Annotated in this window: 10 protein-coding genes and 1 tRNA gene; 7 read left to right on the top strand and 4 right to left on the bottom strand. The window is 67.2% G+C overall.

Translation table 11 applies throughout. From position 1 onward, the window contains the following. Nucleotides 1–155 precede the first annotated feature (155 nt). On the top strand, nt 156–1118 hold the full coding sequence (nudC, locus tag LOC57_RS00635; RefSeq protein WP_229957539.1) for an NAD(+) diphosphatase: 963 nt from the start codon (nt 156–158) through the stop codon (nt 1116–1118). Beyond that, on the top strand, nt 1115–3241 hold the full coding sequence (locus LOC57_RS00630) for an ATP-dependent DNA helicase UvrD2 (RefSeq protein WP_227913650.1): 2127 nt from the start codon (nt 1115–1117) through the stop codon (nt 3239–3241). Before nudC ends, LOC57_RS00630 begins: the two co-directional genes overlap by 4 nt. A gap of 30 nt (nt 3242–3271) precedes the next feature. Here the strand turns inward: LOC57_RS00630 and LOC57_RS00625 are convergent, their stop codons facing one another. Beyond that, the gene (locus LOC57_RS00625; RefSeq protein WP_227913651.1) at nt 3272–4366 is read right to left on the bottom strand and encodes a ThiF family adenylyltransferase; all 1095 of its coding nucleotides are present in this window, start codon (nt 4364–4366) and stop codon (nt 3272–3274) included. A gap of 152 nt (nt 4367–4518) precedes the next feature. Between LOC57_RS00625 and LOC57_RS00620 the strand changes: the two genes are divergently transcribed. Continuing rightward, complete coding sequence (locus tag LOC57_RS00620; RefSeq protein ID WP_227913653.1) at nt 4519–5097, top strand: M48 family metallopeptidase; 579 nt, start codon at nt 4519–4521, stop codon at nt 5095–5097. An 86-nt stretch (nt 5098–5183) separates the two neighbouring features. Here the strand turns inward: LOC57_RS00620 and LOC57_RS00615 are convergent, their stop codons facing one another. Beyond that, on the bottom strand, nt 5184–6668 hold the full coding sequence (locus tag LOC57_RS00615) for a zinc-dependent metalloprotease (protein WP_229957537.1): 1485 nt from the start codon (nt 6666–6668) through the stop codon (nt 5184–5186). A 281-nt stretch (nt 6669–6949) separates the two neighbouring features. On the opposite strand from LOC57_RS00615, the gene LOC57_RS00610 reads away from it, so the two are divergent. From LOC57_RS00610 to LOC57_RS00595, 4 genes are all read left to right on the top strand, one after another. Beyond that, nucleotides 6950–8164 carry a YlbL family protein gene (locus LOC57_RS00610; RefSeq protein WP_229957535.1) on the top strand — a complete coding sequence of 405 codons (1215 nt, stop codon included), beginning with the start codon at nt 6950–6952 and terminating at the stop codon, nt 8162–8164. A 221-nt stretch (nt 8165–8385) separates the two neighbouring features. Continuing rightward, entirely contained in the window at nt 8386–11388 is a 3003-nt protein-coding gene (locus tag LOC57_RS00605; protein WP_442860181.1) for a UPF0182 family membrane protein, read from the top strand. Nucleotides 11389–11452: 64 nt separating this feature from the next. Continuing rightward, nucleotides 11453–11529, top strand: a tRNA-Met gene (locus tag LOC57_RS00600). Between the two features lie 83 nt (nt 11530–11612). Beyond that, nucleotides 11613–12128, top strand: coding sequence for a DUF6328 family protein (locus tag LOC57_RS00595; protein ID WP_229957533.1), 516 nt, complete (start codon nt 11613–11615; stop codon nt 12126–12128). A 47-nt stretch (nt 12129–12175) separates the two neighbouring features. Here LOC57_RS00595 and LOC57_RS00590 read toward each other — a convergent pair whose 3' ends face one another. Together LOC57_RS00590 and LOC57_RS16400 are read right to left on the bottom strand one after the other, a co-directional pair. Continuing rightward, nucleotides 12176–12916 carry a PspA/IM30 family protein gene (locus LOC57_RS00590; RefSeq protein WP_227913659.1) on the bottom strand — a complete coding sequence of 247 codons (741 nt, stop codon included), beginning with the start codon at nt 12914–12916 and terminating at the stop codon, nt 12176–12178. 103 nt (nt 12917–13019) lie between these two features. Then, on the bottom strand, nt 13020–15149 hold the full coding sequence (locus LOC57_RS16400) for a TPM domain-containing protein (protein WP_269437436.1): 2130 nt from the start codon (nt 15147–15149) through the stop codon (nt 13020–13022). Nucleotides 15150–15350 lie beyond the last annotated feature (201 nt).

Here is a 15350-nt window from a genome sequence, read left to right as displayed (position 1 = left end):
GGGTCCGTTTCACATCTTCAACCGTATGGGCAGATGTGTCCTGAATAACCGCAGTGCGGCGGCGAGTCGTCCAAACCGTGAGGAAAACCTCAAGCAGCCCCCGGGGCCGGGGGCCAACTACAGTTTGGGGGGAGGGAGTCAGTACGGTAGGTGGTATGAGTATTCCGGCACCGGCAGCATTTGTTTCCCCCCTTGGACTGTTACCGCTGGCCCGGACGGCGGTGGACCGCGGATCCGAGCGCCGGATCGCTCCCGACCTTTTCGAGACCATCCGGGCGGATGCCGCCACCCGCGTTATGTACTTTGCGAAGGGCCGTGCCCTGGTCCGGGACTCCGCCCTGGTGCTGTTGGACCCGCCGGCAGACGGCTTCGGCGACGCACCCGTCTACCTGGGCCGCACCTTGGAAGACGCGCAGGTGCCGCTGGGATCGGACATCGTGCTGGTCACGCTGCCGGAACCCGATCCGGCGTTCGCCGTCGACGGCGCAGCCTGGGCCAGCCTGCGCGAATCCGCCACCGAACTCGGGGCCCTGGACGCGGGACTGTTCGTTGAAGCTGCCGCAGTTGCCAACTGGCATGCAGTGCACACCCACTGCCCGCGCTGCGGTGCGCCCACCGTGCCCGAGCAGGGCGGCTGGGTCCGGCGCTGCCCCGAAGACGGAAGCTCGCACTTTCCGCGCACCGATCCGGCCATCATCGTGGCGGTCACCGATGAGCAGGACCGTATCCTGCTGGGCTCCGCCGCGGCGTGGCCGGGTAACCGGTACTCCACCCTGGCCGGATTCGTGGAGCCGGGGGAGTCGCTGGAAGCAGCCGTGGTCCGGGAGGTGGAGGAGGAGTCCGGGGTGGTTGTCCACTCCCCGCAGTACCTGGGTTCCCAGCCGTGGCCTTTCCCCTGTTCACTGATGCTGGGCTTCACGGCCCGCACCGCCAACCCGGCTGCCCGGGCGGACGGTGTGGAAATGTCCGATGTCCGCTGGTTCAGCCGGTCCGAACTCGCAGCCGCAGTGTCCAGCGGAGAAATCACCATTGCAGGCCCCATTTCCATTGCCCGGAACCTGATCGAGCGCTGGTACGGCGGGACCATAACCGAACCGGAGGCCGGCGCCCGCCCATGAGCAGCGAATCACCCGAAGCACTCATCCTGTCCGGGCTCGACGACGAGCAGCGGGCAGTCGCCACCACCCTGACGGGCCCGCTGTGTGTCTTGGCCGGCGCCGGCACGGGTAAGACCCGTGCCATCACCCACCGCATGGCGTACGGCGTGGCCACCGGTGTGTACAAACCCCAGCAGGTGCTGGCCGTGACCTTTACTGCCCGCGCCGCGGCGGAAATGCGGACCCGGCTGCGGGACCTGGGCGCCAACGGTGTCCAGGCCCGCACCTTCCACGCCGCGGCCCTGAAGCAGCTGCAGTACTTCTGGCCGCACACCGTTGGCGGTGCCATGCCCGGGCTGCTGGACCACAAGGCACAGATCATCGCGGAGGCAGCCCGCCGCCTCCGGCTATCCACGGACCGCGCGGCCATCCGCGACGTCGCTGCCGAAATCGAATGGGCCAAGGTGTCCATGCTCACCCCGGACAGCTACGTCCGTGCGGCAGCGGACCGGGAGCCGCCGGCGGGCTTCGACCTGACCGCTATCTCGCGCATCTTCCAGTCCTATGAAGACGTCAAGGTGGACCGCAACATCATCGACTTCGAGGATGTCCTGCTCATCATGGTGGGAATCCTGCAGGAGGATGAGCGGGTGGCGGCCATGGTACGGGACCAGTACCGCCACTTCGTGGTGGACGAGTACCAGGACGTCTCCCCGCTGCAGCAGCGCCTCCTGGACCTGTGGCTCGGTGCCCGGGACGAGCTGTGCGTGGTGGGCGATTCAAGCCAGACCATTTACTCCTTCACCGGCGCCACACCCCGGCACCTGCTGGACTTCACCAAGCGGTTCCCGGACGCCGACGTCGTCAAGCTCGTCCGTGACTACCGCTCCACCCCGCAGGTGGTGGGCCTTGCCAACCGGATCCTCGCGGCCCGGACGGCCGAGGGGGAGCGCAACCGCACGGCGCCGCCGTGGCCAACGCCCCTGGAACTGGTGGCGCAGCGGCCGGCGGGACCGGAACCGACGTTCACCGAATGCGCCGACGACGAAGCCGAAGCGGCGCACGTAGCGTCGTCCATCAAGGCTCTCCTGGAGGAGGGCGTCCAGGCCAGTGAGATCGCCGTACTGTTCCGGACCAACGGGCAGTCGCAGGCCTACGAGCAGGCACTGGCTTCGGCCGGCATCGGCTACCAGCTGCGCGGCGGCGAGCGGTTCTTTGCCCGCCGCGAGGTCCGCGATGCCGTGCTTCAGCTGCGCGCGGCGTCACGCTCCGTCGGCAATGAACCGGTGCCGCAGCTGGTGAAGGACATCCTTGCGTCGCTGGGCTACACCCCCGAGGCGCCGGCCGGCGGCGGGGCCACGCGCGAGCGGTGGGAATCACTCGCCGCCCTGGTGGCATTGTCCGAAGAACTGCAGGTGACCCGGACCCGGGACCCCGAGGCCATTTTCACGCTCCAGGACTTCGTGGCCGAACTTGAGGAACGAGCAGCTGCGCAGCACGCGCCTCGGGTCCAGGGCGTCACCTTGGCTTCCCTGCACTCGGCCAAGGGCCTGGAATGGGACGCGGTGTTCCTGGTCGGACTGAGCGAGGGCCTGATGCCCATTTCCTTCGCTGATACGCCCGAAGCCGTGGACGAGGAACGGCGTCTGCTGTACGTCGGCATCACCCGTGCCCGTGTCCACCTTGCCCTGTCCTGGTCTACCGCCCGTACACCGGGCGGACGGGCCAACCGGAAGCCGTCCCGGTTCCTGGACGGGCTGCGTCCGCGCACCGAACGCGACGCAGGCCGGACGGCCGGCCCGGCCCGGCAGGCCCGGCGCAAGGTCACCGGCCCGGCGAAGTGCCGCAGCTGCGGTGCCCTGCTGAACACCGGTGCCGAACGCAAGGTGGGCCGCTGTGCGGATTGCCCGGTGACCTATGAGGAAGCAACATTCGAGGCGCTGCGCGAATGGCGGCGGGAGGCAGCCTCGGAAGCAGGCATCCCGGCGTTCGTCGTTTTCACCGACGCGACACTGGTTGCCATCGCCGAGGACAGGCCGCCGTCGTTGAACCGGCTGGCCACGCTGCCCGGCGTCGGCCCGTCCAAACTCGAAAAGTACGGCGAAGAGGTGCTGAAGGTACTCGAGGCCAGCGCCGGATCATAGGCGCCGCTGGACGAAAACCCTTCCTGGCCGTCAGGCCACCCGGTTCAGGCGGTGCTGTAGCCGGCATCCGCAGGCCGGGTGGTAATCCAGCTGCTGCAGCCGGGAGTAGCCGTCCGAGGCCCGCACCTGCAGGACAGCGGAATACAGCGCCGGACGGTTAATCCCGTCAAGGAACACCAGGGCCGCCGTGGCCGCGGTCCCTGCCGCCAGCACGGATCCGGCGGTCTCCTCGCCGTCCGGACCCGAGCAGTCCAAGACGGTGCCGGCAGCCGGGCCCCCGGCGCGGCGGGCCAGGGCATCCGCGGCCGCGAACCAGCCGGGGTCGGTGTCCGCGCGGTGCAGGTCCAGGCATTCCAGGCATGCAGTGGCCCCCGGAACCACCAGCGGACCCACATCCCACCCGTCCTCCTGCGCGGAGACCACCAAGCGGGGAATGCCGTCGGCAGCCGCCGTCGGCTCGGCCGGACGGCCGCCTGCCGCACCGAAGCCTGCCGCCTGGACCGTCACCGCCAGATCCACCGGCACAGGCTCGGAGCGGACCCGGATACCGGAGTGCACCAGCACCTGCAGGGTGGGGTCGATCCGGAACACGTGGCGCTTGACCGCTGCCGCGCGGTTCATGCCGATATCCGTCATCGCATAGGACGCACCCACATCCGTCGGGGCCACGGCAGCCGGGTCGGCCAACAGCAGGGTTCCGACGCCGGCGGAAGCCAGTGTGCGGGCGAGGAGGGCACCGGTCCGCCCCAGGCCCTCGACCAGCACGGTGGCCGCCGCACGGCGGCGGACCGATTCCTCCCCGTTGGCGGCGTAAGCCGCTGCCAGCCGCTGGGCATCCGGCTGCAGGCGTTCCGAACGCAGGGAAGGGACGGGAGAGGCCGTGGTTTCCTGCGGAATGAGCAGCGGCTCCAAAACCTCCAGCAGCGACGCAGCCCGCTCCGCGGAAAGTGACACACCCGCCGCAGCATCCTGCTCCGTGCCGTCCGGGACTCCGCTGCGCAGGGCCGCCAGGAACGCGACGTCGGCGTCTTGGAGGTTGCGCAGCAGCAGCGATCCGGCGCCGATGCCCAGCTGCCTGGCACCGGGCGATACTTCCAATACGTGCACTCCCGGATTGATCCGCATGGCTGTGCTCCCTTGTGTCCCGGTGTGGCCTGATGTGTCCAGTCCATGGCCCGCCGCGGGCGGGGTGCTGACCATGCTGGCACGGGACGGCTTGCCGCCGGCGGTTATCCACAAGGTGCAGGACCGTCACCGGCGCCGTCTAGGCTGGAAATATGCCTCATCCTTCCGCCGGCGCGTCCGTCCCTGCTACCACCAGCTCGGGAATCCCCATCCAGGTGCGGCGTTCCGCGCGGCGCAAGCGGACCGTGAACGCCGTCTTCCGGGACGGGGTGGCGCTGGTGTCCATCCCGGCCCACTTCAGCCGCGAGCAGGAAGCCGAATGGGTTCAGCGCATGGTTGCCCGGCTGGAACAGCGCGTGGCCCGGGAATCGACTCCCCAGACCAGCGACAGCCGGCTGATGGCGCGGGCGGGGGAACTGTCCCGCACCTACCTGGCCGGGAAGGCCCGGCCCGAGTCCGTCCGCTGGGTCAGCAACCAGAACTCCCGCTGGGGTTCTGCGACCCCGGCGCGGGGCAGCATCCGGCTGTCGGACAAGCTGCAGGGAATGCCGGAGTGGGTGGTGGACTATGTGCTGCTGCACGAACTCGCACACCTGATTGTGCCCTCGCACGGAGCCGCGTTCTGGCGGCTGCTGGAGACGTACCCGCAAACGGAAACCGCCAAGGCGTTCCTGTCCGGAGCAGCCTTTGCCAGCGCCCGCGGGCTGAAGGGGGAAATGGAAGAGGACTAGCGCCAGCGGGCTGTGCCCGCCGGAACCAGTCCTCTTGCCGGTCCAGCCGGGATCCGTTGGAACCCGGTTTTAGTGGGACCGGGGTTTTAGTTGGAGCCCGGCTTCGGGTTGCCGTCCTCCTCGGTGCCTTCTTCCGGATCGCCGTCGGCAGGGCCCGCGTCGGCAGCGTTCCCGTCGGCGCCGGTGTCTTCGGCAGCGTTCTCTTCGGGGTTTTCGGGAGCAGCATCTTCGGCGGGCTCATCGAAGCCGCCTTCCAGCAGGCGCTTCAACGCCGCATCGACGTCGGAGTCTGCCGCTTCGAGTAGTTCCCGCCGCTTGCTGAAGCCCTTGGGATCGTCCAGGTCCTCAGAGGTGGGAAGCAGGTCCGGATGCTGCCAAACGGCGTCGCGCCCTTCAATGCCGCGTTCCTCGGTGAGGTGCGCCCACAGGGCGGCTGCGTCGCGCAGCCGCCGCGGACGCAGCTCCAGGCCCACCAGCGAAGCGAAGGTGTGCTCGGCCGGGCCGCCGCTGGCCCGGCGCCGGCGGATCATTTCCCGCAGTGCTCCTGCGGACGGCAGGTTGGCGGTGGCTGCGGCGGTGACTTCGTCCACCCACCCTTCCACCAGGGCCAGCGCCGTCTCCAGCCGTTCCAGGGCGGCGTCCTGGGCGGGTGTGCGCTGCGGCTGGAAGACCCCGCCGGAAAGGGCGGACTGGATGGATTCGGGATTCGCGGGATCAATGTCGCGGGCGGCTTCTTCGATCTTGGAAATGTCGATGTGGATGCCGCGGGCGTAGCTTTCAATGGCACCGAAGAGGTGCGAGGCAAGCCACGGAGCATGGGCAAACAGCCGGGCGTGGGCTGCTTCCCGGACGGCGAGGTAAAGCCGGATTTCCGTGTCGGGGACGTCCAGGCCCTCGCCGAAAGCGGCAACGTTGGCCGGCAGCAGTGCCATGGTCCCGGCGGCGAGCGGCAGGCCGATGTCGGTGGAGCTGACCACTTCCTTGGACAGGGCACCCACGGCCTGGCCGAGCTGGATGCCGAACATCGCCCCGCCCATGTTCGCGAGCATGGAGGACGCCCCGCCCATCATGGACTTCATTTCCTCGGGCATCTGGGTGGTGATCGCGTTGGATAGCGCTTCGGAAATGCTGACGGCCACCGGTTCCGTCAGGCGGCGCCATGAGTCCATGGTGGCCTCGACCCATTCGGCGCGGGACCAGGCCCGGCCGAGGGCGGCAGTTGATGCGAAGTCCGTGGCCGGGTCCAGCCAGAGCTCGGCCAGGTGCAGGGCTTCGTCGACCTCGCGGGCCGCGGCGGGGCCGGTGGAGGGATCACTGCCGGTCGCGGCCACCCGGCGTGCATTGTCCTTGGCCAGCTGCCAGTTCACCGGACCGTCGGAGGGGGTGCTGAACATGGCCTGCACCTGCTGGAAAATCATCGCCATGGCATTCGGATCAGAGGGAAGTCCCGCTGCCTTGGCCAGCTCGGAGGGGTCCATGCCGCCGGCACCGCCGCCGCCGAACAGGCGCGCAAGCATTTCGGACAGCGGATCCTGGGGGTTGTCCCCGCGGTCGGAAGGATTGGAACTCATGGGATACCACCGGTCCTGTGGAAGGAGATAAGAGGATAACGCTTACGATGCCCGGCAGCAGCCGACCATATTGCCTTTACGTTACCGGCAGTGCCCGAGGCCTGTCCCGCACGGCCGTATTTCGTTCGCTGTAGGCAAAGCCCGGCTGCACGCCCGGCTTGCGGTGCGGGCGTAGGCTTGCAGGGTGGTGCCCGGCAACACAAGGCGGGTACGCAGACACGTACGGCACACACACATGTCCGGCTATATGCACGGCACAAACGCAGGAAAAGGTTGGACAGTTGCGCCCCACACATGAAGACGGCAGCGGCGCGGGGTACGGGGGAGGCGGAACGGGTAACTCCCGCCCGCAGGGACCGGGCGCCCCGGCACCGCAGCCTGACGGCAGCTACTCCGTCTACCCCTACCAGGGTCTGGGCGACGGAAAGCCGGTGCCGGCCAAGCGCTCGCCCCGGTCCCGCGGCATCCTCGTTTCGGGCGTTCTCGCGTTTGTCCTCGGCGGGGCGGGGCTGCTCCTGCCGGCCCAGTACGTGGTGGAGTCCCCGGGACCCACGTTCAACACGCTCGGAACCGCCGGCGGCAAGGACATCATCCAAATCGAAGGGGAGCGCAGCTACCCGACTGACGGTGAGCTGGACCTGACCACGGTTTACGTGGCCGGCGGTCCCAGCACCAACATCAGCATTTTCCAGGCCCTGGGGGGCTGGGTGAACACCAACGACGTCGTGTACCCCGCCGATTTCCTCTACGCGCCGGGAACTACCGGCGAGCAGGTGGATGAAGAGAACGCCGCTGCCATGACCTCGTCCCAGGAGTCCGCCGTGGCAGCAGCACTGACGCTGTTGGAGATCCCGTATACCCAGGAGCTCTCCGTGGGGTCCGTCGTCGAGGGTGCCCCCGCCGAGGGCGTGCTGCAGGCCGGCGACACTGTGCTGGCAGTGGGGGACACGCCTGTCGACGGCATCGACACCCTCCGGTCCGCGCTGAACGACGCCGGCGGGTCACCGGTGGATGTCACGGTCCGGCGCGGCGGCTCCGAGGTCATGGAGACGCTGACGCCCCGAAAGTCGGACTCCGGCGTCTACCAGCTCGGAATCGAGTTGGCGACGACCTTCGATTTTCCGTTCGAGGTGCGGATCGGTGAGGGAATGGACCGGGTGGGCGGCCCGTCCGCCGGCATGATGTTCGCCTTGGGGATCGTGGACCGGCTCACCCCGGAGCAGCTCACCGGCGGCAGGCACTTTGCCGGTACGGGAACCATCGATGCTGCGGGCAACGTCGGGCCCATCGGCGGAATCCGCCAGAAGCTCATCGGCGCCTCGGACGCGGGTGCGGAATTCTTCCTGGCCCCGGAGGCGAACTGCGCCGAGGTGGTGGACCACATCCCCGAAGGACTGGCAGTGGTCAAGGTGTCCACGCTGGACGAGGCGAGGGACGCCGTCGAAAAACTCGCGGCCGGTACTAACCCGGCCGATCTGCCGCAGTGCAGCTTGTAGCGTAAACGGGTAGCTGACCGGCCCGGCCTCGTTACGATCGGGACAAGCTTGGAATCGGAGTCCGCAGGAAGTGGCAGCCGGGGAACAATCCAAGGCAGAATGAGTAGGGACGGCTTCAGGGCCTTCCGGCGGGGAAAAGGGGTTGAAAATGCCCCCGGAACCACTCCCACCGGTGCAACCCGGCGAGGCCGCGAGCCGACGCACCGAACGATGAGGTAACTGTGACTTCCGGACCAAACGGCCCATTCTCCCGACCCGGCGCAGCAACTGCCACCGGCAGGCGACGGCGGCGCAGCCCGCTGATCGCCACGCTGATTGTTGTGGCCGTGCTCGTCATTGGCTTCGTGTACTTCTCCCAGGTGTATGCCAATGTCCTGTGGTTCAACCAGTTGGGTTACCTGGAAGTCTTCGTCAAGGAGAACCTGACCCGGATCTGCATGTTCCTCGCCGCTTTCCTCGTAATGGCCGCCGGGGTGTTCACCAGTATCCGGGTGGCCTATGTATCGCGGCCCATCTATGCCCCGGACAGCGCCCTGCAGGACAACCTGAACCGGTACCAGGCCCAGCTTGAACCGGTCCGCAAGCTCCTGATGATCGGCATCCCCATTGTGGTGGGCGGGTTCGCCGGCACGGCGGCCATGTCCATGTGGCAGCAGGCACTGCTCTTCTTCAACCGCAAGGACTTCGGGGAAACCGACCCGCAGTTCAACATGGACTACAGCTTCTACCTGAACACCCTGCCCTTCATCGGGTTCCTCGTCGGTTTCCTGATCAGCGTGGTGGTGATTGCCGGCATCGCCGGGCTGTTGACCCATTACCTGTACGGGGGCATCCGGCTGGAGGAAAAGGGTGTCTTCGTGAGCCGCCCGGCGCGCCTGCACCTGGCGATCATTGCCGCAGCGTTCCTGATCCTGCAGGCCGTGAACTTCTGGCTGGACCGCTACGACACCCTGCTGAGCACCTCCGGAACCTGGACCGGCGCGCTCTACACCGACGTCGAAGCCGTTATCCCCACCAAGGCCATCCTGGCCGTCGCCTCGGTCATCGTTGCCGTGCTGTTCATCCTCTCCGCCGTGATCGGCCGGTGGCGGCTGCCGATCATCGGCACCGCCATGCTGATCATCACCGCCATCGTGGCCGGCGGCATCTACCCCTGGATTGTCCAGCGCTACCAGGTCCAGCCCTCGGAGCTGAACCTGGAACGCGAGTACATCCAGCGCAACATCGACCTCACCCGCGAAGCGTACGGATTGACCGACACCGAGGTCATTCCCTATGACGCCACGGTCAATGCCAATGCCGGTGCCCTGGCCCAGGATGCCGGCACCACCTCCAACATCCGGCTGCTCGATCCGAACGTTGTATCCGACGCGTTCAGCCAGCTGCAGCAGTTCCGCCAGTACTACCAGTTCCCGCAGACCCTGAATGTGGATCGCTACGAGATCGACGGCGAAGTCCAGGACACGGTCATCGCGGTCCGTGAGCTCAACGTGGGCGGTGTGCCCACCGGCTGGGTCAATGAACACATCCTTTACACGCACGGTTACGGCGTGGTGGCCGCCAGGGGCTCCACCGTCGAGGCCGACGGCAAGCCCAGCTTCATGGAATCGGGCATACCGTCCACCGGTGTGCTGACGGAAGACGGATCCTACGAACCGCGGATCTACTTCGGTGAGAACTCTCCGCAGTACTCCGTGGTGGGTGCCCCCGAGGGCAGCGACCCGGTGGAGATCGACCGGCCGCAGACCGGCAACTCGGAAGAGGAATCGCAGACCACGTTCAGCGGAGAGGGCGGCCCGAGCGTCGGAAACCTTTTCAACCAGCTGGTCTACGCGATCAAGTTCCAGTCCACCGAGCTGCTGCTATCCGACGCCATCAACGACGAATCACAGATCCTTTACGACCGCGACCCCCGCGAGCGGGTGGAAAAGGTCGCTCCGTACCTGACCGTGGACGGCAATGCCTACCCGGCGGTCATCGACGGCCGCGTGAAGTGGATCGTGGACGGCTACACCACCAGCAAGTACTTCCCGTACTCCACGCAGCAGGAACTGCAGGATGCCACCACCGACTCGCTGACCCCCGGTGCAGCTGCGCTGCCGCAGGAGCAGGTGAACTACATCCGCAACGCCGTCAAGGCCACCGTGGACGCCTACGACGGCTCGGTCACCCTGTACGCATGGGATGACCAGGACCCCCTGCTGCAGTCCTGGCAGAGCGTTTTCCCGTCCACGCTGAAGCCCTACAGCGAGATGTCGGCTGATCTGCTGGCCCACGTCCGCTACCCGGAGGACCAGTTCAAGGTCCAGCGTGAACTGCTGGGCAAATACCACGTGACCGACCCGGACTCGTTCTACAAGAACGACGACGCGTGGAGCGTGCCCTCCGACCCTACCGGCGGCAACTCCAGTGTCAAGCAGCCGCCGTACTACCTGTCCCTGCAGATGCCGGGCCAGGATGAGGCCACGTTCTCGCTGACGACCCCGTTCATTCCGTTCGTGACCGAAAGCGGGGAGGCCCGGAACGTGCTCTACGGTTTCCTCTCCGCGGATGCGGACGCGGGAACAGGCGAAGCCGGCGTGAAGAGCGAGAACTACGGAAAGCTCCGCCTGCTGTCGCTGCCTACGGACACAGCCGTGCCCGGACCGGGCCAGGCGCAGAACACCTTCAACTCCGATCCCACCGTGTCCAATGCACTGAACCTGCTCCGCCAGGGTGCTTCGGAAGTCATCAACGGCAACCTGCTCACCCTGCCGGTCGGCGACGGCATCCTGTACGTCCAGCCGGTCTATGTGCAGTCCTCCGGTGCGTCGTCCTATCCGACACTGCAGCGGGTGCTGGTCAACTTCGGTGAGAAGGTCGGGTTCGCTCCCACCCTGGACGAAGCGCTGAACCAGATCTTCGGGGGAGACTCCGGTGCGGACACCGGCGACTCCGGCAACGTGGGCGCCACCCCGGAAACACCCGGTACCGACGTGACGGCACAGTCGGAGCTCTCAACCGCCCTGTCTGATGCAGGCAAGGCCATCCAGGACGGCCAGTCCGCCCTGGGCCGCGGAGATTTCGCGGCCTACGGCGAGGCGCAGGCAAGGCTGAAGGACGCAATTACCCGGGCCACCGCGGCGCAGGAGCAGATGGAGAGCGGCGGCGAAGCCGGCGGAGCACCCGCTGCTCCCACCGACGGTGCCAGCGCACCGGCTGCAGACAGCGGCAGCGGCGACTAGGCGGGCAGCCATATCCGGCCGGTTTGCACCCGGACCCCGCGGCGGGTAGAGTTAGATATCACGCCGCGGGGTGGAGCAGTTCGGTAGCTCGCTGGGCTCATAACCCAGAGGTCGCAAGTTCAAATCTTGCCCCCGCAACCAAAAGGAAAGTCCCTCGAGGATCCGCAAGGAACCTCGGGGGACTTTCCTTATATCCGCTCCCGCCGCGTTCTAGACTTCCACCTATGGGACAGCGACCCGTGGAGCGTGATCCGGACCGCGGTGAGACCATGCTGCAGAAACTGGACCGCAACTGGACCGATTTGCTGCAGGAACTCCGGGTGCTCCAGACGGGTATCCAGATCCTCACCGGATTCCTGCTGACGCTGCCGTTCCAGCAGCGCTTCGCCGGCCTCAACCGGATCCAGATCGGCCTCTACCTTGCGCTGGTTGTGCTTTCCGTGCTCGTGACGGCGCTGCTGATGTCAACGGTGGTTATGCACCGGACCTTTTTCCAGCAGCGGATCAAGCGCGCCCTGGTCAACAATTCGGACATGCTGCTGCGCTGGACGCTGGTGCTGGTGGGACTGATCCTGGTCGGGACCATCGGTTTGATCTTCGACATCGTGCTGTCGGGAGCCGCCGGTGCCGTGGCGGCGCTGGCAGTGGGGATGGTGGTGGCCCTGCTGTGGCTGGTGCTGCCGCAGGTGCTGCGGCGCCGTGCCCTGCGTGCCCGGACGGCAAAGGGCGGACGCCGGTAGGCGTCCGCCCTTTCTGCCCGCTGCCGCAGCGGCAGGTGCGTGTGGGGCTATTCCTCGATTGCGGACTGCTTGGTGCCCGCGGAGGACTTCAGGGCGGCCAGGCGAGCCTCGACCTCCGTCTGCTCGCCGAGGTCTTCCAGGCTTTCAAACTGGGCGTCCAGACTGGAGGCGGTCAGTTCGTTGGCACCGCGGACCCGGGCTTCTTCTCGGCGGATCTTCTCTTCGAAGCGTCCCACCTCGGAGGTGGAGTCCATAACGTCGATGCTCTTCATGGCGTCGTGCATCTGCGTCTGCGCGGCGGCGTTCCGGGCGCGGGCGATGAGCTCGTCCCGCTTGCTGGTGAGCTGGTCCAGCTTGCCCTTCATCTGGTTCAATCCGGTCTTGAGCCGCTCGACAATCTCTTCCTGGGAAGCGATGGTCGGCTGGGCGCCCTTGGCCTCGTTCTCGGAAGCGATCTGGCGCTGGAGGGCCACCTTGGCAAGGTTGTCGAACTTTTCGGCGTCCACGGTGTTTCCCGCAGCGCGGAATTCGTCCGCCTTGCGGGAGGCGGCCAGGGCCTTGTTGCCCCAGTTCTGCGCGTTCTGGATGTCTTCGTTGTAATCGTCCTGAAGCATCCGCAGGTTGCCGATGGTCTGGGCGACGGCGCTTTCAGCTTCGGCGATGTTGTTGCTGTAGTCCCGCACCATCTGGTCGAGCATTTTCTGCGGGTCCTCGGCCTGGTCGAGGATCGCGTTGATGTTGGCCTTGGCCAACTGGGTGATACGTCCGAAAATTGACTGCTTAACCACGGTGTCTGCCTTTCAATATGCTGTGTTCGGAATTGCCCGCGTTCGCCATGAAACCGTTACGGGTACATCTTGGTGTACTTTCGGGGCTTTGGCCCCTGCAGTGCTAGAAGTTTCCTCCGGAGGAACCGAAGCCTCCGCCGCCGCCAAAACCGCCGCCGCCGAATCCTCCGCCGCCGAAGCCGCCGAATCCGCCGCCGCCCCAGCCGCCCCCGTGGGAGCCGCCGCGCAGGATGGAGTCGATCAGGATGCCGCCGAGGACCGCGCCGCCCAGGCCGCTGCCCCCGCGTCCGCCGTAGCCGCCGCCTAAACCGCCCCCGCCGAACCCGCCGTCAAACCCGTCAACGTCCTGCTGGGCCATATCTGCGGCCTGGGCCGCCAGCGCATTGGCCTGCTGGGCATAGGCGAGGGCGCTGACTGGATCTGACGCCTGCAGGGCTACCGCCTGCTGCAGGTTTCGTTCGGCCTCGGCGAGCCGGGTCCGCGCTTCGCTGCCCACGCCGCCGCGGCGGGCACGGATGTAGTCCGACGTTCCGGAAATCTGGGCCTGCGCGGCCATGAGGGCGTGCTGCAGGGAATCCCGTGCACGGCGCTCCTGCTCCTGGCGGTCCCGGATGCCCTCGAGTGCGGCGTCCAGCTGGCTGTTGGCTGCTTCGAGCCGGCGGAGCAGATCCACGGGATCAACCGGGCCGGCTGCCATGGCCTGGCGGGCTGCATCCACTGCGGCGCGCACGCCTGCGACAGGTCCGGCAAGCCCCGGGTTTCCGCCGCCGGCGGCAAAAGCTTCCGCCTGGGCGAGGTCCTGGTTGGCGTCGGCAATCGCTCGCTGCAGTTCCTGGTGCGCGGCGTCCAGTTCCTGTCCGCGCTTGTCGATGGCGTCGAGCAGCACATTGGCCTGGTGAACGGCTTCTTCGGCGGCCCGCACGGAAACCACCGCGGAGGAGGTGTCGCCCTCGCCGAGCTTTTCGTTGGCCGTGGCTGCAGCACTGGAGACGAAGGCGAGCCGCTCGTTCGCCTGGTCGATGTTGTCGCTGACCTGGTTCACCGCGGAGGCCGCGTAGCGGGCACGCAGCGAGTCCAAAGCTGCCGCAGAGGTGCTGAGGCGGGAAGCGGTCTGGTCTGCCGCGGCCTGTGCTGCGGCCAGCGCTGCGGGCGCGTTCTTCTCCAGTTCACGCAGCTCGTCGAACTCCGCTTTGTGCGCCTGGAGTGAATCGTTGACGGCCTCGCACCGGCGGATGATGTCCTTGAGCCAGGTCCGCTGCTGCTGCTCGGTGTCGGGGATGTGGTCATCCAGCTGCTGCTGCAGCTTGAAGGATTCACCCATGTGGTTCCGTGCGGCCGCCAGGTCTTCGGAGAAGGTGGTGACGGCGTCTTCGCCGTACGCGGCCATCGCAAAGGCCAGTTCCTGCTCACTGGACTTAATCGCGTCGTCGGCCGCGACCAGCAGGCTGCCGGCCCGCTTGCGCAGGTCAGGCACGCTCATGGTGTCCAGTGGATCCACGGGAGCCGCCGGTCCCTGCTGCTGAGCGGGAACGGACGCCGGCGATTTCCGCCGGCGGCTGCGCAGCAGCAGTGCGGTCCCCACGCCGCCGGCCACTACGACGCCGCCCACTACCAGGGGGGCCACGCTGGTGCCGCCGGATTCGGAGGACGAAGCAACTTCTCCGTCGCCGCCGCGGGCTATGTCTGCCAGGGAATCGGTGGCGTTGAGGGCGGCAGTGGCCCACTGGGAGGAGGAAATGTCCCGGGAGCCGAGCAGGGGATCGGTGGCTGCGGCCAGGATCGCGTTGCGCCGGGCTTCGGTCAGGACACTCTGGTCTCCGGTGGAGACCTCGATCTTGCGGTCCTCTGTGGCGATGCTCAGGAGCGCTTCCTTGCTGCCCATCCCCTTGGCGTCCACTACCTGCTGCGCCCAGGCCGTGGGATCAGAGGGGCTGGTGAAGGAGTCCACATACACCACGTACAGCGTGTAGCCGGTGCTGCGCTGCACATCGTTGATGGCCTGTTCAACCTTGGACGCCTCGCCGCCCAGCACATTGGCCGGGTCCACAACAACCTCTCCCGGCGGGATGCGGACGGGGGATTCGGACTGCACCATTGCGGCAGGCGCAACCACGGAGGATACGGACGACGACGCCGGGTCAAGGGCAGAGGACGCCGCCGACGCCGCCGCGGGGGACAGGATCGCAACCGCACTCAGGCCGAACACGGCCCCCAACCTGTTCCGTGACCGCATAAAACATCCTTTGGTTATTGCCCGCTGGTTGCGGGTCGCGCAGGCCGACCGCAGACTGTGTTGTGACTGCTGTTGCGACTGCCTGTTGCCGATTCGACGTTGGTACCGATTCTAGGGGCAGCCCTAACCCCCGTCCACCGCGCTCCGCCCGGCTGCCGTGGCTGCGCACCCCCTCTGACCTGCCGGTTCGTCGGTGCTGCA

This window comes from Arthrobacter sp. zg-Y750 (genome assembly GCF_020907365.1).
Taxonomy (GTDB): domain Bacteria; phylum Actinomycetota; class Actinomycetes; order Actinomycetales; family Micrococcaceae; genus Arthrobacter_B.
Note: the sequence above shows the minus strand (reverse complement) of the source record. Positions and strands in the feature narration are given on the sequence as shown.